The 19750-nt window shown below is 68.7% G+C and carries 21 protein-coding genes; 13 read left to right on the top strand and 8 right to left on the bottom strand.

All coding sequences use genetic code 11. The features are described 5' to 3' along the window. Positions 1-11: 11 nt before the first annotated feature. On the bottom strand, positions 12-1460 hold the full coding sequence (locus tag ASF87_RS11415) for a glyceraldehyde-3-phosphate dehydrogenase (protein WP_056375991.1): 1449 nt from the start codon (positions 1458-1460) through the stop codon (positions 12-14). Positions 1461-1662: 202 nt separating this feature from the next. On the opposite strand from ASF87_RS11415, the gene ASF87_RS11410 reads away from it, so the two are divergent. Together ASF87_RS11410 and ASF87_RS11405 are read left to right on the top strand one after the other, a co-directional pair. Next, on the top strand, positions 1663-2034 hold the full coding sequence (locus tag ASF87_RS11410; protein WP_056375989.1) for a DMT family transporter: 372 nt from the start codon (positions 1663-1665) through the stop codon (positions 2032-2034). Next, on the top strand, positions 2031-2354 hold the full coding sequence (locus tag ASF87_RS11405) for a DMT family transporter (RefSeq protein WP_056375987.1): 324 nt from the start codon (positions 2031-2033) through the stop codon (positions 2352-2354). Before ASF87_RS11410 ends, ASF87_RS11405 begins: the two co-directional genes overlap by 4 nt. Before the next feature lie 218 nt (positions 2355-2572). Here the strand turns inward: ASF87_RS11405 and ASF87_RS11400 are convergent, their stop codons facing one another. Further along, a complete protein-coding gene (locus ASF87_RS11400) occupies positions 2573-3103 on the bottom strand; it encodes a hypothetical protein (protein WP_056375985.1) in 531 nt (176 codons plus the stop codon). Between the two features lie 66 nt (positions 3104-3169). On the opposite strand from ASF87_RS11400, the gene ASF87_RS11395 reads away from it, so the two are divergent. Both ASF87_RS11395 and ASF87_RS11390 read left to right on the top strand, forming a co-directional pair. Next, positions 3170-3754: a TetR/AcrR family transcriptional regulator gene (locus ASF87_RS11395; RefSeq protein ID WP_056375983.1), complete on the top strand. Its 585-nt coding sequence runs from the start codon at positions 3170-3172 to the stop codon at positions 3752-3754. 170 nt (positions 3755-3924) lie between these two features. Beyond that, the gene (locus ASF87_RS11390; protein ID WP_200933724.1) at positions 3925-5904 is read left to right on the top strand and encodes a primary-amine oxidase; all 1980 of its coding nucleotides are present in this window, start codon (positions 3925-3927) and stop codon (positions 5902-5904) included. On the opposite strand, the gene ASF87_RS11385 is transcribed toward ASF87_RS11390, so the two are convergent. The 3 genes from ASF87_RS11385 to ASF87_RS11375 are packed head-to-tail and all read right to left on the bottom strand — an operon-like array spanning position 5838 to position 7877. Beyond that, on the bottom strand, positions 5838-6029 hold the full coding sequence (locus ASF87_RS11385; RefSeq protein ID WP_056375981.1) for a hypothetical protein: 192 nt from the start codon (positions 6027-6029) through the stop codon (positions 5838-5840). The two genes, ASF87_RS11390 and ASF87_RS11385, sit on opposite strands and share 67 nt — an antisense overlap. Continuing rightward, positions 6026-6961: an N-acetylmuramic acid 6-phosphate etherase gene (gene murQ / locus ASF87_RS11380; RefSeq protein ID WP_056375980.1), complete on the bottom strand. Its 936-nt coding sequence runs from the start codon at positions 6959-6961 to the stop codon at positions 6026-6028. The genes ASF87_RS11385 and murQ overlap by 4 nt, the downstream gene beginning before the upstream one ends. Next, positions 6951-7877 (bottom strand): BadF/BadG/BcrA/BcrD ATPase family protein, encoded by a 927-nt coding sequence (locus ASF87_RS11375; RefSeq protein ID WP_056375978.1) that lies wholly within the window; start codon positions 7875-7877, stop codon positions 6951-6953. Before ASF87_RS11375 ends, murQ begins: the two co-directional genes overlap by 11 nt. 78 nt (positions 7878-7955) lie before the next feature. On the opposite strand from ASF87_RS11375, the gene ASF87_RS11370 reads away from it, so the two are divergent. After that, positions 7956-8810, top strand: a complete 855-nt coding sequence (locus ASF87_RS11370; RefSeq protein ID WP_056375976.1) for a MurR/RpiR family transcriptional regulator — start codon at positions 7956-7958, stop codon at positions 8808-8810. 11 nt (positions 8811-8821) lie between these two features. On the opposite strand, the gene ASF87_RS11365 is transcribed toward ASF87_RS11370, so the two are convergent. After that, positions 8822-9928, bottom strand: coding sequence for a DUF998 domain-containing protein (locus tag ASF87_RS11365; protein WP_056375973.1), 1107 nt, complete (start codon positions 9926-9928; stop codon positions 8822-8824). A gap of 112 nt (positions 9929-10040) precedes the next feature. Here ASF87_RS11365 and ASF87_RS11360 point away from each other — a divergent pair, with 112 nt between their 5' ends. Further along, positions 10041-10997, top strand: coding sequence for a helix-turn-helix domain-containing protein (locus ASF87_RS11360; RefSeq protein WP_056375972.1), 957 nt, complete (start codon positions 10041-10043; stop codon positions 10995-10997). A gap of 45 nt (positions 10998-11042) precedes the next feature. On the opposite strand, the gene ASF87_RS11355 is transcribed toward ASF87_RS11360, so the two are convergent. Next, positions 11043-11435 (bottom strand): hypothetical protein, encoded by a 393-nt coding sequence (locus ASF87_RS11355; protein ID WP_056375970.1) that lies wholly within the window; start codon positions 11433-11435, stop codon positions 11043-11045. 215 nt (positions 11436-11650) lie between these two features. On the opposite strand from ASF87_RS11355, the gene ASF87_RS11350 reads away from it, so the two are divergent. The 7 genes from ASF87_RS11350 (at position 11651) to ASF87_RS11320 (ending at position 18146) form a co-directional block, all read left to right on the top strand. Beyond that, positions 11651-12442 (top strand): MoaF C-terminal domain-containing protein, encoded by a 792-nt coding sequence (locus ASF87_RS11350; protein WP_056375968.1) that lies wholly within the window; start codon positions 11651-11653, stop codon positions 12440-12442. 25 nt (positions 12443-12467) lie between these two features. Further along, complete coding sequence (locus ASF87_RS11345; RefSeq protein WP_042542120.1) at positions 12468-12857, top strand: nuclear transport factor 2 family protein; 390 nt, start codon at positions 12468-12470, stop codon at positions 12855-12857. Between the two features lie 38 nt (positions 12858-12895). Further along, positions 12896-14065, top strand: coding sequence for an ABC transporter substrate-binding protein (locus tag ASF87_RS11340; RefSeq protein WP_056375966.1), 1170 nt, complete (start codon positions 12896-12898; stop codon positions 14063-14065). A 73-nt stretch (positions 14066-14138) separates the two neighbouring features. Continuing rightward, entirely contained in the window at positions 14139-14999 is an 861-nt protein-coding gene (locus ASF87_RS11335; protein WP_056375964.1) for a branched-chain amino acid ABC transporter permease, read from the top strand. Continuing rightward, positions 14986-16758, top strand: a complete 1773-nt coding sequence (locus tag ASF87_RS11330) for a branched-chain amino acid ABC transporter ATP-binding protein/permease (protein WP_056375962.1) — start codon at positions 14986-14988, stop codon at positions 16756-16758. Before ASF87_RS11335 ends, ASF87_RS11330 begins: the two co-directional genes overlap by 14 nt. Further along, positions 16755-17447 (top strand): ABC transporter ATP-binding protein, encoded by a 693-nt coding sequence (locus ASF87_RS11325; protein WP_056375960.1) that lies wholly within the window; start codon positions 16755-16757, stop codon positions 17445-17447. The genes ASF87_RS11330 and ASF87_RS11325 overlap by 4 nt, the downstream gene beginning before the upstream one ends. Positions 17448-17495: 48 nt before the next feature. Beyond that, positions 17496-18146, top strand: coding sequence for an HAD-IA family hydrolase (locus ASF87_RS11320; protein WP_056375958.1), 651 nt, complete (start codon positions 17496-17498; stop codon positions 18144-18146). Positions 18147-18439: 293 nt separating this feature from the next. Here ASF87_RS11320 and ASF87_RS11315 read toward each other — a convergent pair whose 3' ends face one another. Then, positions 18440-19738, bottom strand: coding sequence for an HNH endonuclease signature motif containing protein (locus ASF87_RS11315; protein ID WP_157550059.1), 1299 nt, complete (start codon positions 19736-19738; stop codon positions 18440-18442). Between the last annotated feature and the right edge of the window lie 12 nt (positions 19739-19750).

Genomic DNA, 19750 nt, shown 5'->3' with positions numbered 1-19750 from the left:
CGACAGCGCTCTCACCCGTGCAGCGTCACCTCTCGGCGCTCGGGGAGCACGATCGGATGCGAGCCGGCCATGACCTCGAGCACGCGGATCACCTGGCACGAGTATCCGTACTCGTTGTCGTACCAGACGTAGAGGACGACGTCCGTCTCGTTGGCGATGGTCGCGAGTCCGTCGACGATGCCCGCGCGGTGCGAGCCGACGAAGTCCGTCGACACGACCTCAGGGCTCTCGACGTAGTCGATCTGCTGACGCAGCTTCGAGTGCAGCGAGACCCGACGCAGGTAGTCGTTGAGCTCGTCCTTGACTGCAGGGCGCTCGAGGCTCAGGTGCAGCACGGCCAGCGAGACGTCGGGCGTAGGCACCCGGATCGCGGAACCGGTGAGCTTGCCCTCGAGCTCGGGGAGCGCTCGTGCGACGGCTTTCGCTGCTCCGGTCTCGGTGATCACCATGTTCAGCACCGCAGAGCGACCCCGGCGATCACCGCTGTGGAAGTTGTCGATGAGGTTCTGGTCGTTGGTGAACGAGTGCACCGTCTCGACATGTCCACGGACGATTCCGTACGCCTCGTCGACCGCCTTGAGCACGGGCGTGATCGCGTTCGTGGTGCACGAGGCCGCCGTGATGATGCGGTCGTCGGGCTCGATCGTGCCGTCGTTGATGCCGTGCACGATGTTCTTCAGTGCGCCCTTGCCCGGGGCGGTGAGCAGCACGCGTGCGACGCCCGTGGATTCGAGGTGGCGGCTGAGACCCGCCTCGTCGCGCCAGCGCCCGGTGTTGTCGACGACGATCGCGTCGTGGATGTCATATTCCGTGTAGTCGATCGTCGCGGGGTCGTCGGAGTAGATCACCTGGATGCGGGTGCCGTTCGCGATGATCTGGTCGGCGTCCTCGTCGACCGTGACGGAACCGGCGAAGCGGCCGTGCACCGAGTCGCGCAGCAGCAGCGATGCGCGCTTGACGAGGTCGTTCTCCGAGCCTCGGCGCACGACGATGGCACGCAGCCGCAGACCGCTGCCGCCGCCGTTGTGCGCGATGAGGATGCGGGCGAGCAGGCGTCCGATTCGTCCGAAGCCGTAGAGCACGACATCGGTGGGCGCCGCGGCGACCGCACCGACCGCGGGCGCGAGGGCGTCGGCCAGATAGACGTCGAGAGGCAGGTCGCTGTCGGCGTGACCTGCGACGAGGCGCGCCAGGTCGAGCGACGATGCACCCGGGGCGAGGTCATGAACGCCCTCGAGCACCGCGAGGGTCTCATCCACTGCGAGCCGTTCGTGCCCGAGCTGCGCCACTCGGTCGTGCACCTCGACGATGCCGGTGGCGGAGAGCCCCAGCAGTCGGTGTCCGTGGAGCGAGGTGACCACGTCACGCTCGCGCTTGAGTGCGCCGATGAGCGGGATCATCCGCTCGGCCAGCTCTTCTCTCGCCGTCCAGTCGTCATGGGGTGCGGCGGTTACGTTCATCTGCGTCCTTGCATGTGTGAGCGCGCCGAGGTCGCCGGCGCGCGAGATTGCCGGGTGAGCTTCGGGGGATGCCTCCAGGGTACGCGCCGCGCTGCGGGGTTCAGAAATCGAGACCTCCGCCCGCCGTTCACCTGCGCGACAGGGAATCCTGCGAGCATCTGAGGCGTTCTCCCCGGGCATGCCCCGCGTCGAAAGGCTCCAGATGACCGCCCCCTCCCGCCCGTCGGCGTGGCCACCGCTGCTGATCGCCATCGTCCTCGAGGTGACGGCCACACTGTCGCTGCGCGCCGCCGAGGGATTCACTCACCCGCTGTGGCTCATCCCCGTGGTCATCGGCTACACCGGGTCCCTCTGGCTGCTGTCGATCGTGCTCGATCGAGGGATGCCGGTAGGCGTGGCATACGGCATCTGGGCGGCGATCGGCGTCGTCCTCACCGCCGTGATGGGCACGGTGCTGTTCGGCGAGCTGCTCGGGCCGGTGCAGATCGTCGGAATCGGCGCGATCGTGGTCGGCGTGCTGCTCGTCGAGCTCGGGTCGCACAAGCGCGAGACATCCGCGGAGGTCGGAGCATGACCTGGCTGCTCCTCGCCCTCGCGATCGCGAGCGAGGTGACCGCGACTCTCAGCTTGCGGGCATCGGAGGGTCTCCGTCGCAGGCGGTGGATCCCCGTGATCGTCGTCGGCTACCTCGCCGCCTTCACCCTGCTCGGAGCCATCCTCGCCATGGGCATGCCTGTGGGCGTCGCCTACGGCGTGTGGTCAGCGGCCGGCGTCGCCATCACGGCGATCCTCGGCCGTGTGATCTTCAAGGACCACTTCTCGGTGCTGATGGCGATCGGCGTCGCCCTGATCACTCTGGGTGTGCTGCTGATCGAATTCGGCGGATCGCACTGACGCTTCCCGCCTGCGGCCCTGCGCGTCAAGACGGCGGTCGATGATCAGGTACCACGTCACGAACACCGCGATGATTCCGAGGAAGACGCCCAGCACCGCAGCCATCAACAGCCCGCTCGCGGTGCCATCGGCCGCAACCGCGAGGATGCCTGTTGCGAATTCTGCAGCGGTGGGCAGCGATCCGTCCATGGTGCGAGGCTAACGGAGCATCTACGACGTCAGAACCCCACGCACATCACGCTGACTCCCGCCGCCATCGCCCATGACTCGACCGCGAGCAGGCGGGCGGTCCGGCCCTGATGCACGGGCACGAGCACCCACTCGGACACGACCGTCCAGAGCACCACTCCGATCACCCCGGCGATCACGAGCACCGAGAGGAGTCCGTCGAGACCGTGGCCGCCGTGGCCGCCCGACTCGACCAGCGCCTCGCCCGTCGACAGGCTCTCGAACGAGCAGATCGCCATCACCAGCGACACCAGCGCGCGGTGGCAGCAGGTGGCCGCCGCCGGCGTTCCCCGCACGCCTGCTGTGCCGAGCATGGCAGACACGAGAAGCACGATCCCGAGCACGAGACCGATCATCGCGTCACCGCCGCTCACTGCGATGACGAGCATCGCGCCGGCCATGATCAGCGCGCTCTGCCTGCCCTGCCAGGGCACTGCCCGCCAGACCGCGACGCACGCCGCGGCCGAGACGACGGCGGCGAGCGCCATCAGCCACGGTGCTGCGGGGAGGAGGTGATCCACACACGCATCATATTGATCAACCGCTCAAAATAGCGATACCTGCGAGAGATACGTCAGGATGGGCATGTGCCCCGCGTCGTAGACCACGATGAGCGCCGCCGGCAGATCGCCGAGGCGCTGCTCGCCGTGGCCGCCCGCGACGGGCACGAGGCGGTGTCGTCTCGCGCCGTGGCCAAGGAGCTCGGCGTCGCGACCGGCTCACTCTGGCACTACTTCGACGGATTCGACGACGTGATCCGCGCGGCGGCGGCGGAGATCACCCGGCGCACGGACGAGCGCATCCGATCGGTGACCGCGGGGCTCCGCGGGCTGACCAGACTCGACGCCCTGATGCGGGAAGTCCTTCCCGTCGAGGCGGAGACACGCACCGAGGCGTACGTGGTCGTCGGATTCTGGGGACGCCTCGCGACGCTCGCGTCCTCCCCGGACGCCGGCTCCCCCACGCTCGCGACCTGGCAGGACCGCATCAGCGAGGCCATCGATGAGGCGATCGTCGACGGCGAGCTGTCGGATGCCACGCCGAAGCATGCGGTGATGTCGCTGCTCCGATCGATCACGTACGGGCAGCAGGTGCTCGAGGTCACCGAGCCGCGCGGCGCCGAGGCGCATCTCGCAGTGCTCGACAGCATCCTCTCGCCCTGGCGCGCCTGAACCCCGCGCGCCCACCCCGCACCCCGCGCGCCCACCCCGCACCCCGCACCCCGCGCTCCGCGCTCCGCGCAGAGTCGATCGCCAGCAGGCTCTTGTGCACCCCGCCACACCGTCGTACCATCGAGCCAATCCGTTTATTGAGCGCTCGCTCGAAATAGTGAGGTACGACGATGTCCCACCCCCAGCCCGTCTCCATCGACCGGATCCCGATGCCGCATCCGCTCGACCCGCTCACCGGCGCCGAGATCGCCGCAGCCCGCGCCGTGCTCGAATCCGCCGGGCTGCTCGGCGAGACGGTTCGCGTGCCGATGCTCCTGCCGGACGAGCCCACCAAGCAGGAGCTCGCCGCGTGGACGCCCGGCTCCCCCATCGACCGGCGGATCGACGCGACCCTGCTCGACACCGCGACCGGCGTCGCCACCGAGGTGGTCGTCTCGATCACCCGCGGCGAGGTCGTGCGCAACGTAAGGGTGCCCAACGACGCGCCCCCTTACGGCCAGCCGCAGTACCTCTTCGAGGAGTACGAGCGCGCGGCGGCGATCGCGAAGGCTTCGCCCGAGTGGCAGGCGGCGATGACGCGCCGCGGACTCGCAGATCACATGGAGTTCGCGTTCTGCGGCCCGCTCGCCCCGGGCTACACCGGCCGTGCCGACGAGGTGGGTCGCCGCGTCATCCGCTCCCTCACGTTCCTGAAGTACGACGAGAACGACTCCCCCTGGGCGCATCCGGTCGAAGGCCTCGTGGTGCACATCGATCTGACCGCGGGCAGCGTCATCCGCATCGACGACGAGGGCGATGTGCCGGTGCCCGCGGGTCACGGCAACTACTACCCCGAGGTGCAGGGCGCGGCGCGCACGACGCTCAAGCCCATCGAGATCACCCAGCCGGAGGGTCCGAGCTTCGCCGTCACCGGATCTCTGGTCGAGTGGGAGAACTGGTCGATGAGGGTCAGCTTCAATGCCCGCGAGGGGCTCGTGCTGCACGACGTCGCGTTCGACGGACGCTCGGTGCTCAGCAGAGCGAGCGTGCCCGAGATGGTCGTGCCCTACGGCGACACCGCACCGGGTCGCTTCTGGATCAGCTACTTCGATGCCGGTGAGTACCTGCTCGGCAAGAACGCGAACCACCTCGAGCTGGGTTGCGACTGCCTGGGCGTGATCCGCTACCTCGACGGCTACGTCGCCGATGACCACGGCCACCCCGTGCGCATCCCCAACGTCGTCTGCATGCACGAGGAGGACTACGGCATCCTCTGGAAGCACACCGACCTTGCGGGACGCTCGGATGTGCGCCGCTCGCGACGCTTCGTGGTGTCGTACTTCTCGACGATCGGCAACTACGACTACGGCTTCTACTGGCACTTCTATCTCGACGGCTCGATCGAGGTCGTGGCCAAGGCGACGGGAATCGTGTTCGCAGGTGCCGGCGAACCCGGCGTGCGTCAGAAGCACGCCACCGAGCTCGCCCCAGGGGTGTTCGCCCCCGTGCACCAGCACCTGTTCTGCGCTCGACTCGACGTCGCGATCGACGGCGACGAGAACCGCCTGTTCGAGATCGACGCTCAGCGCATCCCCATGGGGCCCGACAACCCGTTCGGCAACGCGTTCACCTGGTCGGAGACTCAGCTCTCCACCGAGTCCGCCGCTCAGCGCGATGCCGACTCGTCCGTCGCGCGCGCCTGGGAGGTGCAGAGCACATCGCGCACGAACCATGTCGGGCGCCCGACCGCGTACCACCTGATCCCCCAGCCGACCGCACTGCTGATGGCCGACCCCGAGTCATCCGTGGCGGCGCGAGCAGCCTTCGCGACCAGGCACCTGTGGGCGACGCAGCACGAGCAGGGGCAGATCTGGCCCGCCGGCCGGTATCCGAACGCGCATCAGGGCGGCTCCGGCCTGCCCGAATACACCGCCGGAGACCGATCGCTCGACGGCGAGGACATCGTGCTGTGGCACACGTTCGGCCTGACGCACTTCCCTCGCCCCGAGGACTGGCCGATCATGCCCGTCGACTACGCCGGATTCTGGTTCAAGCCCAACGGGTTCCTCGATCAGAACCCCGCGATGGGCGTCCCGGAGTCGTCTCAGGCGCACGTCTCTGCGGATGCAGGATGCTGCGGAGGCGGCGGATCCTGCACCTGCGACCACTGACCCTCGGCGTCGCTGTCGTAGGTCAGCGCGTCGTCGTCGGCGATCAGCGCGTCGTCGTCGGAGGTCAGCGCGTCGTCGTCATCCGGCAGCCCCTGGCGGAAGCACGCGGCGAACGTGCCCCTCAAGAGAGTCGGGCGATCGCGACGCGCAGGATTCCGTCAGCCTCGTCGAGCGCCCGAGCCGAGTCATCCGCCGATGCCCCCGTGGAGATCATCAGGATCGCCAGCTTCACAGAGCCGCCGGCCTCGTCCAGCGCATCGGAGGCTTCGTCGACCCCGGCTCCGGTGAGCTCGGTCACCGTGCGGATCGAGCGCGCGTGCAGCTTCTCGTTCGTGGCCAGCAGGTCGACCATCACGCCGTGGTGCGTCTTGCCGAGCTTGATCATCGACAGGGTGGTGAGCATGTTCACGACGAGCTTCTGCGCGGTTCCCGACTTCAGGCGCGTCGAACCCGAGATGAACTCCGGCCCGGTGACGACCTCGATCGCGATCTCGGCGACAGCCCCGATCTCGGATGCCGGGTTCGAGGCGATCGCGACGGTGAGCGCGCCGATGCCCCGCGCGAACTCCAGGCCTCCCACGACGTAGGGGGTGCGACCGGACGCCGAGATGCCGACGACCGTGTCGCGCTCGGTGAGCCCGAGCTCCTGCAGCGAGGCCGCCGCGGCTTCGTCGTCGTCCTCGGCGTTCTCGACCGCAGCGCGGATAGCCGTCTCCCCGCCGGCGATCAGCCCCACGACCATCGAGGGGTCCGTACCGAAGGTCGGCGGGCATTCGCTGGCGTCGAGCACTCCGACGCGGCCCGCGGTGCCCGCCCCGAGGTAGATGAGGCGCCCGCCGGCGCGGAAGCGTTCGGTGATGCCGTCGACGGCTGCAGCGATCTCCACGCTGCGCTCTCCGACCGCGGTCGGGACACGGTGATCCTCGGCGTTCATCCGCCGCACGAGCTCGGCGGTCTCGAGCAGGTCGAGATCGCCCCGCTCCGTCGTCGACGCCTCCGTGCCGAGCGTCGAGAGGACGTCGAGGAGGGCGGTCAGTCTGGCGTGTTCATTCGGCACGATGCACGAACCTTTCATGGGGAAGATCAGTGCGCTCCGCGAGCAGGAGCGCTCCGTCGATGGCGTCACCGGCTGAGGCGGCGACAGCGCGGCCCGCGGCGCCCAGCGCCCGGTCGAGTGCCGAGCGGAACCAGACATGTGCGGTGAGTCCGCCGTGGAGGGCGACATCTCGGCTGCCCGCAGACGCGGCGACCGCCGATGCGACCAGGAGACGGACGCCCTCGGCGACGATCTCCACCGAGACGGGGTCGCCGCTCTCTGCCGCATCGAGCACCAGCGGCGCGAGTGCCGCGAGGCGACGGGGCAGCGGGCCGTCGATCGCGAGCCAGGCGGGGATCGCTGCAGGGCCGCCGATCGTCGCTCCCACGGCATCCGTGAGCACTGTCGTGGGTGCGAGGCCGACCGAGGCACGAAGGACAGCGCGCAGCGCCTCTCGCCCGAACCAGGATCCGCTGCCGAAATCCCCCAGCTCGGGTCCCCACCCGTCGACGAGAGTGGCCACCTCGCCGTCGATGCCGAGGGCCGCTGCGCCGGTCCCGGCGATCAGGAGCACGCCTGCCCCGCCACCGAGCGCTCCTGCGTGGGCGGACACGACGTCGGAGGTCACGGACACCGGCACCTGCATCGCTCGGGCGAGGCCATGTGCGAGCTCGGATGCGGCCTCGGGGGCCGCCCAGGCTCCCGCAGCGCCCACCGAGACGTCTGAGATCGGCTCATCGAGTCGCTCTCTCAGCGGGAGGATCGCGGCGAGTGCTGCGGCGACGCCGTCTGCGGCCGCAAGACCGGGTGCCCCGATGCCGTCGTACACGGGCCGGCGCTGAGGGCGGAGATCGTCCGCGCCCCACGGCCCCGAGATCACCGCACGGCATCGCGATTTGCCGAGGTCGACGGCGACATGGGCTCGCGAAGAAGACATGGAAATAGTCTACGCACCAGCAGTCGGGCATGAAAGAATTGTTCACACGACCGATATCCGCCCCCCGCCAGGAGAGCCATGAGCATCCAGACGACCATCGCGACAGCGGCCGAGAAGCTGCCGCCGTCGCTGGCGCGCATCGCTCGGACGATCGCCGACGATCCGACCCTCGTCGTCGACAGCACGATCACCGAGATCGCGGCGAGATGCGACACCTCGGTGGCCTCGGTCGTCCGCTTCTGCCGCACGATCGGGGTGAACGGCTACGCCGCGTTGAGAATGGCGCTGGCCACCGAGCTCGGCCGCGAGTCGGTGCAGTTCCCTGCGGCATCCGGTTTCGGTTCCGAGATCTCCGCGGCCGATACGCTGCGCGAAGCGACGGCGAAGCTCGCGGCGCTGGAGCTGCTGGCCATCGAGGAGACGATCGCGAACCTCGATTACGACAGCCTCGCCGTTGCGGTCGAAGCGATCGACGACGCCCATCGCGTGCTGCTCTTCGGCATCGGAGCGAGCGGGCAGGCAGCTGCCGACCTCGGCCGCAAGCTGCTCCGCATCGGACACGCGGCGATCGTGCTCACCGACTCTCACGAGGCGAGCGCCGCCGCATCGCTCGGAGCAAGGAAGACGGTCGCCATCGGCTTCTCGCACTCGGGGACGACCCGCGAGACCGTGCACTTCCTGCAGACCGCGCGCGCTGCGGCCGGCGTCACGATCGGTGTCACGGGAGGATCATCGTCACCCGTCACCGAGAGCTGTGATCACGCCCTGCTGACTCGTGCTCGCGAGCCGCGACTCCGCGCCGGGGCGATGGTCAGCCGGATCGCGCAGCTCGCCGTCGTCGACTGCCTGTTCGTCGGCGTCGCGCAGCGCCGACATGCGCACACGATCCACGCCCTCCAGCGCACCGCCGACGCCACGCAGCCGTTGCGCTGAAGAGGCGGCTCTCAGGCCGGAACCGGCTCGTGCCGACGCTCCGGATCGACCGATCCAGCCGTCCGCAGGAACACGATGATCCAGCTGAAGATGAGCACGGCGGCGATCAGCTCGACCGCTGTGAGGTTGTAGTAGCCGACGGCGAAGAACGACGCGAGGAGGATGATCACCAGCACGTAGGCCCAGCCGAACGCCACGAAGACCCGAGGGATCGTGCGCAGGAACCACGGCAGACCCACCACGACGACCGCGAACACGACGACCATGCCGGTGGCGACCGTGTTGTGCACGAGGAAGAACTCGTCGACGGGGAAGATCCCGACGCACGCGAGGAAGATGCCCATCAGGATCAGACCGCCGCGCACGATGAAGCGGCCGCGCCGATCGATCGGATCGTCCACCGGCAGCCCCGCCGTGGCGTAGCGCGCGATCGTCGTGACCATGACGCCGGCGATGATCAGTGTGATGTTGAAGGCGGCCGAAGCGCTGTTGGTGCTCATGCCGAGCGCCGAGAGGTTGTCCTGCCACCAGTACACATCGCTGGAGGCGAGCATCGCGGCGAATGCGCCGACCACGAGGAACACCGCGAGCACGAGCGACAGCACTGTGGGCGTGAGCGCCACGGCGCTGAGGAACGTCACATAGGCGGTGAGCGCGAACGCCACAGCCACCAGGATCGCGCCCGGGAAGGCGAAGACCGGGGCGTCGGTGAAGCTGCGCTCGAGCAGTTCGGCGATGCCGAGCCACCCCAGGTAGGCGATCGCTGCGTGCGCGAAGGCGATCGCGGCCAGGTCGTACCAGCGCAACCGATCCCCCGGAACGCTGAACCCGTCGCGGGTTCCGTCTGGCGCGATCGTCGCGGGCCTGACGACGAGGCGGCCGAGCGCGAAGGCCAGCACGGCGGTGATCGCGCCGCCATAGGCTGCGAACGCCCCGATCGAGCCGGTGCCGCTGATCGCCATCTCCTGGCCCCAGAAGACCGGCCACCCGATCGCGAACCCGAGCACGAAGAACACCGCCCCGACGATCAGCGCGGTGGCTTCGAACACCGCATCCGCCGTGTCGGGTCCCTGCAGCTGACGCAGGACCTGCATGACCTTGTCGCCGAGATATCGCATCGCTGGCCTCCGCCCACATCATAGAAGCCTCGCCCTCTGGACGGTGCCGGTGATAACATCACGGCACGGATCGTATACAACGTCGTCGTTCCACCACCCGAGGTGATCAGTCATGAACGGTGCACTCGCCGCCCCCGCCGAATCGGTGTCGACGCTCGTCGCGCGCAACATCAGCGAATTCCGCGCCGCCGTCTCGGAGTCCTTCGTGCCGCTGCAGGTCTCGACCGCCGGGCCCGACCACTTCCGCGGGATCATCCGCGGCGCGTCGGTCGATGAGGTGCACGTGAACGAGGTGCGCGCCACGTCCCACGTCGTGGAGCGAACGCCCGAGCTCATCGCGCGCAGCGACCGGTCGTACTTCAAGCTCAGCCTCATGCTCGCAGGCACCGGGATGCTGATCCAGGACGACCGGGAAGCCGTGCTCCAGGCCGGGGATCTCGCCGTGTACGACACCGATCGTCCGTACTCCCTGGTCTTCGACGACGACTTCCGCACGATGGTCGTCATGTTCCCGAAGCATCTGATCAGCCTCCCCTCCGACATGATCGGGCAGCTCACCGCTGTGCGGATCTCGGGTCAGGGCGGTCTCGGCGGGATGGTCGTGCCCTATCTCACGCAGCTCGCCGGCAACCTCGATCAGCTCGCCGGAACGACGGGAGCCCGGCTGGCACACAGCGCGCTGGACCTCGTCACGACGGTGTTCACCCGCGAACTCGGCCTCGACGAAGTGTCGGCCGATCCTCATCGCGCTCTCGTGCAGCGCATCCGCTCGTACATCGACCGCAACCTCGCCTCGACCGACCTCGGACCTGCGACCGTCGCGTCGGCGCATTTCATCTCGACCCGCCACCTGCACGGACTGTTCCAGGAGCAGGGCGTGACCGTCTCGACGTGGATCCGCACGCGCCGCCTCGAGCAGTGCCGTCGTGATCTGCTCGACCCGATGCTCGCCGATCGTCCCGTCGCCGCGATCGCCGCCCGGTGGGGCTTCGTCGATGCGGCGCACTTCAGTCGCGCATTCAAGACCGCCTTCGGCATCTCCCCCAGCGAGTACCGCGCCGCGCACTGACCCGGGACCGTTCAGCCCGGCGAACGACGCTCGGCGTACGGCCTGTCAGGGAACGTAGACCGGCGGTGCGAACATCGTGCCTCCGTAGAGCAGCTGCACCGCGACGAAACCCGGCAGCGAAACCGCAAGGACGAGCACCACCGCCAGCGCCAGACTTGCCGGCACTCCGCGCCGTCCACCGTCGTGGACGGCGAAGAACGCTCCGATCGCGACCAGGGCATGGAACACCAGCACCGGTACGAGGCCGACGGTGAGTCCCCAGCCCTGCATCGTCGACCCGGCGCTGACGGCCTTGGACTGCTCGCTGAACTGCTCCTCGTAGGACATTCCGCACCACACCCACGCCACGGCGAAGAGGAGCAGAGCGAAGAAGACGGAGGCCGTCCAGGCGACCGCCTTGACCGCCGGCGACAGGGCTGCCCGAGGTTCTGTTCGCATGCCTCATCCTGACACCCGAGAGTGCGGCGAGGACGACGGCACGGCAGACTCCCGCCTCATCCTTGCTCTGCAGGGCACGCCGGTTGACTGTCGGCGCGCGATGGCACCGCCTCTCTTGAGCGGATGCCGTGCGCCGCCGGAGCATGGGGCAAGCGCACCGCGACGATGCGGTGCCCGGAGCGAAGATGCTCTGCTGATGCGACGTCAGGACCCTCATGACCGCCCCTGTCACGACCGATTCCGCCCTCGACGAATGGCGCACCTACGACGAGTTCGCCGCGGGCATCGACACCTTCCGACTGCCGAACGCCTCGCTGTCCGGCACCGCGCTGACGCTCGCCCTCGATGACGGCTCGACGCTCTCGCTGACGTTCGACGCGATCGCCGTCACGTGGTCGGCGTTCGGCGAGTCGGGCACCGACCCGTACGACGCCGTGGCCGTGCGCGACGATGTGGTGTTCGTGAACATCCCGCTCGAGAGTCGCGAGCGCGAGGCCATCACCGTCGTGTACTCGACGACGACGCACCGGGCGACCGTCGTGCGGTCGCGGATCGCGGCCGAGGCCGTCGAGGGCACCCCGCAGGTCGGGCAGGACTTCTGGGCGGCGACGACCGACGGCGGCACTGCGACGGGCTCCGTGCCCGGGCCGAGCCGAGACCTCATCGGCAAGCGCAACGTCTACAGATACAGCCCGCACCACCTCTACGAGCACGTGTACATCTCGAGCCAGCGCTATGCATGGCAGTGCCTGGAGGGTGTGCAGCGCGGTCACGGCGACATGGACCTCTCGACGGTCTGGAAGTTCGCCGACGGCCTCTACCTGTTCTGCTTCCGCGAGTTCCGCATCGCCGTCGCGAGTGTCTGGCTGCACGACCTCGGCTACCAGCTGATGACGACCGGGATCTTCCTCGGCCTGAACGGCGACGGCGACGCCGAGCACTCACGAGGCGGCGGCCACATCTATCCGCTCGGGTCCGTCGAGTACCCCGACGCTCAGCCCGTCTGACCGACGACTTTCAGGAAGGACTCCGATGAGCAACGCAGACATCATCACCGCGCACTACGCGGCGAGCGATCGCGGCGACCTCGACGGCATGCTCGCGCCCCTCGCCGACGACGTGAGCTGGACCGAGGCCGCCGGCTTCCCCTACGCCGGCACATACCTGGGACCGGATGCGGTGGCTGCGGGTGTCTTCCAGCGCATCCACGACGAGTGGGACGACTACACGGTCGCCATCGACGAGGTCATCGACGGCGGAGACGTGGTCGTGGGCATCGGCACCTACTCGGGTACGTACCGAGCGACCGGCCGATTCTTCGCCGCCCGCGTCGCGCACGTCTGGCGCCTGATCGATCACAGGGTCGTCGCGTTCGAGCAGTTCACCGACACCGAGCTGGTCAACCGCGCACTCCGCGACTGACCGCAGCAGACCCGAAGCACACGAGAGGCAGGAATCACATGAACAAGCGAGTATCCGGCACTGCGGCGCTCATCGCCGTGGCAGCCCTCACCCTGGCCGGCTGCGCCGGCGGAGACGGCAGCGGAGGCGGCGAAGGCGCCCCCATCGTCGTCGGCTCCGTGAACACGATCAGCGGCCCGGCGACGTTCCCCGAGGCATCCCTCGCGGCGGCCGCCGTGTTCGACGCGTTCAACGAGGCCGGCGGCCTCGACGGACGCACCATCGAGTACAAGACCCTCGACGACAAGGGAGACCCGGCGACCGCCACGGCATCCGCCCGCGAGCTCGTCGGCAGCGACGGGGCCGTCGCCCTGGTCGGATCGGCGAGCCTGATCGAGTGCGAGATCAACGCGAAGTACTACGAGCAGGAGGACATCCTGTCGCTTCCCGGCATCGGGGTGGACACCGGCTGCTTCGCCAGCAACAACATCTCGCCCGCGAACGTCGGCCCGTTCAACGACATGACCCTCACCCTGCAGTACGGCTCCGAGGTGCTCGGGCTCGATGACATCTGCATCCTGCTGGAGATCGCAGGTTCCACGCGCCCGACCTACCAGGCCGCGATCGACAAATGGACCGAGATCACCGGCAAGGAGCCGAAGTACGTCGACGACACCGTGCCCTACGGCGCATCGGACTACACGCCCTACATCGTGAAGGCCCGCGAGCAGGGGTGCAAGGCACTCGCGATCAACCCGGTCGAACCCGACGCGATCGGCCAGGTCAAGGCCGCGAACGCCCAGGGATGGGACGACGTGACCTGGCTCTACCTGACCAGCGTCTACAGCGAGAACTTCGCCGACGCGATCGACGATGCGGGCGCCGGCATCTACGTCCCCGCCGAGTTCTACCCGTTCACGGACGACGACGAGATCAACGCCGACTGGCGGGAGCTGATGGAAGCGAACGACATCCCCCTCACCTCGTTCAGCCAGGGCGGATACCTCGCGGCGACGTACTTCATCGAGGTGCTCGAGGGCATCGACGGCGACATCACACGCGAGACCGTCACCGAGGCGCTGCGAGGGATGGAACCGATCGAGAACCCCATGGTCGGAACGCCCTTTGCCTTCGGCACGCAGAACACCGCCGGCTGGCCGATCATCCTCGAATCCGGCACGAACGCCTGGGAGAAGGTCGCCGACGACTGGCTCCGCATCGGCGAGTAGCCGCCCCTCGCCTGCCGCCGAGCGCATTCTCGGCGGCAGGTCCTCCTCCCCCTCACACCAGAAAGGACGCCTCATGCTGCAAGGCGCCATCGCCGGTCTCGCCGCCGGCGGTCTCTATGCGGTCCTCGGAGTGTGCCTGACCCTGATGTCACGCCTCGTTCGTGTCGTCAACTTCGCCCAGGCCGCGACCGGGATGTTCGGCGCCTTCAGCGCCGTATGGTTCGTCAGCGAGCTGGGGCTGCCGATCTGGCTCGGCTCCGTACTCGGCGTGCTCCTCGGCGGGGTGCTCTCAGCCGCGATCGGATGGATCGCCGCGACCTGGCTCTCCGAGGCCTCCACCACGACCCGATCGGCGATGACCGTCGGACCCCTGCTCCTGCTGATCTCGATGTCGTTCATCCTGTTCGGCAACAAGCCGCAGCCGTTCACGCCGATCATCGCCGGCCCCGCGTTCTCCTTCGGCGGGGTCGTGATCAGCCAGGTGACGATCGCCACAGTCGTCATGGCGATCGTGACGGCGGTCGCGGTGCGGATCGTCCTGCGCCGAACGAGGGTCGGCACGCAGCTGCGCGCGCTGTCGGAACGCCCGACGACCGCCGAACTCCTCGGCATCCGATCGCGCCCGCTGTCGATCGCCGTGTGGTTCGTCACCGGCGTGATCAGCGCGATCGCGATCATGATCGTCGCGCCGTCGCAGTCGAACGACGCGACCAGCCTCGCGATGCTCATCGTCCCCGCCGCAGCCGCCGCGCTGCTCGGGGGCTTCCGCCGACTCGATCTCGCCGTCGTCGGCGGAGTCGTGCTCGGTGTGCTCGGCGGTCTCGTCGCGCAGATCGACGAGGTCGCGCTCGTGCGCAACTTCCTCCCGTTCCTGTTCATCGTCGTCCTGCTCCTGTGGACGCAGCGCAAGGAGGTGTGGGATGCCGCTCGCTGATCGTCCCTGGTTCCGTCTGTCCTGGCCTCTCGCCGTCGCCGCCGTCGCGGTCGGGGCGGGTGCCGTCCTGAGCACGGCGCTTCCCGGCTATTTCGTCTTCCTCGCGATCAGCGCGGTCGTCGCGGCCATCGCGATCCTGGGACTCGGCATCGTCACCGGGTCTGCCGGAATGATCGCGCTGTGCCAACTCACCTTCGCCGCGGTGGGCGCCTGGATCGTGTCCCTGCTGAACGTCATGCAGGCCCCGGGCGGCTTCGTCGTCTGGCTGGTGATGGGCGGCATCGCCGCGGGCCTCGTCGGCATCCTCGTCGGCCTCCCGGCGCTGCGGCTGCGCGGGGTCAACCTCGCCGTCGTCACCCTGGGCTTCGCCGCTGCCGCGGACGTCACCCTCGTGCAGATCCAGTTCCCCGGCTCCGCCGACGGCACGGCCGTCGAGCGCCCCACGATGTTCTCGAACGACCGAGAGTTCTTCTTCCTCTCCGTGGTGGTGCTCGCCGTCTGCGCATTGGGCGTGTTCTTCCTGCAGCGCGGACGCTGGGGATCGAGCTGGAAGGCCGTCGCCTTCTCGGAACGCGGCACCGCGGCTGCCGGTCAGAGCGTGCAGAGCGCGAAGCTCACCGCGTTCGCCGTCTCGGCCGCACTCGGCGGCATCGCCGGCGGGCTGCTCGCCGGTCAGGTGCAGCTTCCGTTCGCATCGAGCTTCACCCCGCTGCAGTCCCTCGCCCTCTACGTGCTCGCCGTCATGTCGGGAGCGCATCTGATCGACATGGCGATCCTCGGCGGCATCCTCTGGGTGCTCGTCCCCGAGCTCCTGAAGCGCTGGGGAGTGCCGCAGGACTGGGCATTCGTCGTCTTCGGAGTGCTCGGCGTGCAGGCGATCACCAGCGGAACCAACCTCGGGCAGGGCATCCGCACCCTCCTCTGGAAACGCGCGGATCGCAAGACGGCGTCGGCGACCCTGACGGCGCTGCCTCCGGATGCCGAGGCGGGCGACACGGTCATCACGACCACGACCACCGCGACCGTCGACGAGCGCGCGCTGGACGGCGCACCCGTGCTGACGGTCGAGGGGCTCACGGTGCAGTTCGGCGCGCTCAAGGCACTCGACGACGTGTCGTTCCAGGTGCCCGCGGCGTCGATCATGGGACTCATCGGCCCGAACGGAGCGGGCAAGTCGACCTTCGTGGATGCGATCAGCGGGTTCCTGCCGAAGCACGGAGGGCGGGTGCTGCTCGGAGATCGAGACCTGGCCGGCCTTTCGCCCACGCGTCGCGCACGACTCGGTCTGCGCCGCACCTTCCAGCAGGACAGGGTGCCGCCGGCGCTCACCGTCGGCGCATACGTCAGGTTCGTGGCGCGGCGGCGACTGGCTGCCTCCGACATCGACGAGGTGCTGGAGTTCTTCGGATGCCCCCCGGCGCGTGCGCGGCTGTCGAGCGTCGATGTCGGCACCAGACGGCTCGTCGAGGTGGCGGCGAACGTGATCTCGCGGCCACGACTGCTGATCCTCGACGAACCGGCGGCCGGCCTGTCGCACGACGAGCACCTCGCTCTCGCGGCACGGCTGCGCGAACTGCCCACTCGCTACGGCGTGGCGCTGATCATCATCGAGCACGACCTGGATCTGGTGCGCTCGGTGTGCCCGATGCTCACCGTGCTCGACTTCGGTCGGGTGCTCGCGAGTGGGCCGCAGGCAGAAGTGCTCGCGAACCCGGAGGTCGTGAAGGCATACATGGGAGAGACGGAGATGCTGAAGTGAGCGAACTCGTGCTGAATTCGCTGACCGTGAGTCGCGGCGCAGGACCCGTGATCTCGGACGTGAGCCTCACGGTCAGAGGTGGAGAGGTGCTGGCCCTGGTCGGCCCGAACGGGGCGGGCAAGACGAGCCTGATCGAATCGGTGTCTGGCGTGACCCCGCACTCCGCGGGGGCGCTGATGCTCGACGGCGAGCCGATCGACAAGCTGTCCCGGGTGTCGAGGGCTCGCCGCGGCATCGTGCACATCGAGCAGGGGCGGGCTGTGTTCCCCTCGCTGACCGTGCGTGAGAACATCTCGCTCACTGCGCGGACGCCTGCGGAACTGGATGCTGCGCTCGCGCAGTTCCCCGAACTCGAGAAGCGCATCGACTCCCCCACCGCTCTGCTGTCCGGTGGCGAGCAGCAGATGGTGGTGCTCGCCCGTGCGTTCGCCGCGAAGCCCCGGATCCTCTTGATCGATGAGATGTCGCTCGGGCTCGCGCCGGTGGTCTTCATGCGGCTCATGCCGATCGTGAAGTCGATCGCCGAGTCCGGCGTCGGCGTGCTGCTCGTGGAGCAGTTCACGCAGCTCGCCCTCGGGCTCGCTCGGGAGGCGGTGGTGGTCGCCGGTGGCCGCGTCTCGTTCCAGGGAACGGCGGAGGCGTTGAAAGAGGACTCGCAGCTGCTGCATCGCGCGTACCTCGGAGGGTGATGCGGTCGTGCGCCTCGGACTTCGGATGCTGCGCAGTAGCCTGAGGGGATGACCGAGACCATCAGCGCCCGCGCCGTCTTGCTCGACATGGACGGCACTCTCGTCGATTCGACCGCTGTCGTGGAACGGCTGTGGCTGGCATGGGCCGCGCCGCACGGTATCGCTCCGGAGACCGTGTTGAGCGTGGTGCACGGCCGACAGGGACATCAGAGCATGGCGATCATGCTTCCCGAGCGTGATCACGAGATCAACATCCGAGAGAACGCCGTGATGCTGGCGAACGAGAGCAAAGACGTCGATGGCGTCATCGCGATCGAGGGCGCCGACGTGCTGCTCGAGGCTCTGCGCCCCTATCCGCATGCGATCGTGACGTCCGCCGACGTGACGCTGATGAATGCCCGCATGGGACAGGCCGGGCTCGCCGTGCCGTCTCTGACGGTGACGGCCGAGAACGTATCGGCGTCGAAGCCGGACCCCGAGGGCTTCCTCCTCGGCGCGAAGCTTCTCGGTGTCGACCCCGCCGACTGCGTCGTGTTCGAGGACTCGGGCGCGGGTATTCAGGCCGCCCATGCGGCAGGGATGCGCATCATCGGCGTGGGCTCTCACGCGACGTCTCACCAGCCGACCTTCCACGTCGACGACCTCACACAGGTGACCGTGGTTCCGACCGCCGACGGGTTCGAGCTCACCGTTCGGTGACGCGGTGGCGTGGGCACGGCGGTGACGCAGGGACCCGCTGACGCTGCTGCGCTTCGGCGCTTCGGCGCTTCGGCGCTTCGGCGCTTCGGCGCTTCGGCGCTTCGGCGCTTCGGCGCTTCGGCGCTTCGGCGCTTCGGCGCTTCGGCGAGATCATCGCATCGGCAGTGCGGCGTGACGCCGCTCCGACGACGCGCTGAGACCCGACACGTCGGAGGCTCGCGAGTGGCCCCTCGGCCGAGCACCGTTGAGGCGTGCTCTGACCGGTCGTGGCGGTGTGGTTGATTTCGCCCATGTCATCGGGTGCGGGCGAGGCGCGCGGGAACTTCGAATTGCGCGGCGCTGATTCGTGGGGTGCGCCAGTGCTGTGCGGGGTCCCACCATGCCGGTCCGCGCACCTGCGGAAGACCCTCGTCCATGCGGATCTCCCACCCCGAGGTGCCGAGGGAGCGGTGGTGCCACCAGCACAACGGCACACCGTTATCGGTATGCGTCGGGCCGCCCCTGGCGTGTTCGGTGACGTGGTGGATCTCACACCACGACGCCGGCACATGGCATCCCGGGATCAGGCACTCCTTGTCGCGGGCGATGATCGCCCGACGCTGATGCACGGTGAACACCCGATCCGTGGTCGTGATCCCGATGATCCGACCCTCGTCCATGAGGACGCGTTGGATCGCCCCGCTGCATGCGACCTGCGCCGCGACGGAGACGGGGACGTGCGCACCGGACCCGGGGATCGTCGCCCACCCGCCAGTGCCACTCACTCCAGACGCAGCGGCTCCGAAGGCAGCGCTTCCGAAGGTGGCGCTTCCGAAGGTGGCACCGGTGGTGTGGTGGGCGAGGTCTGTCGCGTCGACGGTCACGACGAGGACCGGTGAGGCGCCGCCGAGGGTGGGCATGTCCTTGTGCCGGGCAGCGATCCCGAGCGCTGCGGCGAGAGCGTCGTGGCGCTTTTGCGCCGCGGTGCGGTCATCGAGCACGCTGCGCTCATCCGAATTGAACGGGTCCTCCCCTGCATCCGAGTCAGCGTTCGAGCCCGCATCAGCACCAGCAGGCGAAGAGTCGGCGTCCGAAGAATCCGCGTCGGCATCGGAGCTCCCGCTCGGGGCGAAGAACACCCCGGGCATCGGCGGCCCGTCACCCTTGGGGTTGAGGATCGCGTCCAGGATGAGCTGCAGCTGGGCGGCGGCATCCGGGGTCAGGTAGCCGCGGATCGCGTGCATGCCATCCTTCAACCGGCTGATCGTGATCCCCCGCCGACGCCGAGCGTCCTCGTCTTTCGGTTCCTCACCATCCGGGTCGAACATCGACGCGAGATCCTCCGCCAGAGCCTTCAGATCCTGCGCCGTCGGTGACGGACCGTCCGCATGCTCGTCCACGTCCGGGTCGTCACCGGTCGAGTCGTCGCCGGGTTCCGTGTCCAGGCCATGACCGCGCGCGCACCCCGCCAACGCAACATCCGCCGCCAACCGCTGATCGACCGTGAGCCGATCCCACACTCGCTCGATCGGCGTGGTCGCCGCCAGAAACCCCGCGACCCCGACCACCCCGTCCAACAGCGCCAGTCGCATCTCCGCCCACCGCGCCGGCATCCTCTCCCCCGC

The organism is Microbacterium sp. Leaf161 (assembly GCF_001423645.1).
GTDB lineage: Bacteria > Actinomycetota > Actinomycetes > Actinomycetales > Microbacteriaceae > Microbacterium > Microbacterium forte.
The sequence above is the reverse complement of the archived record's forward strand: the minus strand, read 5'-3'. Positions and strand labels throughout refer to the sequence as shown.

Bases quoted from the DNA above. Each gene is read 5' to 3' on its own strand.
- ASF87_RS11415 (WP_056375991.1), bottom strand. From the start codon at position 1,460: ATGAACGTAACCGCCGCACCCCATGACGACTGGACGGCGAGAGAAGAG.
- ASF87_RS11410 (WP_056375989.1), top strand. From the start codon at position 1,663: ATGACCGCCCCCTCCCGCCCGTCGGCGTGGCCACCGCTGCTGATCGCC.
- ASF87_RS11405 (WP_056375987.1), top strand. From the start codon at position 2,031: ATGACCTGGCTGCTCCTCGCCCTCGCGATCGCGAGCGAGGTGACCGCG.
- ASF87_RS11390 (WP_200933724.1), top strand. From the start codon at position 3,925: ATGTCCCACCCCCAGCCCGTCTCCATCGACCGGATCCCGATGCCGCAT.
- ASF87_RS11375 (WP_056375978.1), bottom strand. From the start codon at position 7,877: ATGTCTTCTTCGCGAGCCCATGTCGCCGTCGACCTCGGCAAATCGCGA.
- ASF87_RS11370 (WP_056375976.1), top strand. From the start codon at position 7,956: ATGAGCATCCAGACGACCATCGCGACAGCGGCCGAGAAGCTGCCGCCG.
- ASF87_RS11365 (WP_056375973.1), bottom strand. From the start codon at position 9,928: ATGCGATATCTCGGCGACAAGGTCATGCAGGTCCTGCGTCAGCTGCAG.
- ASF87_RS11360 (WP_056375972.1), top strand. From the start codon at position 10,041: ATGAACGGTGCACTCGCCGCCCCCGCCGAATCGGTGTCGACGCTCGTC.
- ASF87_RS11355 (WP_056375970.1), bottom strand. From the start codon at position 11,435: ATGCGAACAGAACCTCGGGCAGCCCTGTCGCCGGCGGTCAAGGCGGTC.
- ASF87_RS11350 (WP_056375968.1), top strand. From the start codon at position 11,651: ATGACCGCCCCTGTCACGACCGATTCCGCCCTCGACGAATGGCGCACC.
- ASF87_RS11345 (WP_042542120.1), top strand. From the start codon at position 12,468: ATGAGCAACGCAGACATCATCACCGCGCACTACGCGGCGAGCGATCGC.
- ASF87_RS11340 (WP_056375966.1), top strand. From the start codon at position 12,896: ATGAACAAGCGAGTATCCGGCACTGCGGCGCTCATCGCCGTGGCAGCC.
- ASF87_RS11335 (WP_056375964.1), top strand. From the start codon at position 14,139: ATGCTGCAAGGCGCCATCGCCGGTCTCGCCGCCGGCGGTCTCTATGCG.
- ASF87_RS11330 (WP_056375962.1), top strand. From the start codon at position 14,986: ATGCCGCTCGCTGATCGTCCCTGGTTCCGTCTGTCCTGGCCTCTCGCC.
- ASF87_RS11320 (WP_056375958.1), top strand. From the start codon at position 17,496: ATGACCGAGACCATCAGCGCCCGCGCCGTCTTGCTCGACATGGACGGC.
- ASF87_RS11315 (WP_157550059.1), bottom strand. From the start codon at position 19,738: ATGCCGGCGCGGTGGGCGGAGATGCGACTGGCGCTGTTGGACGGGGTG.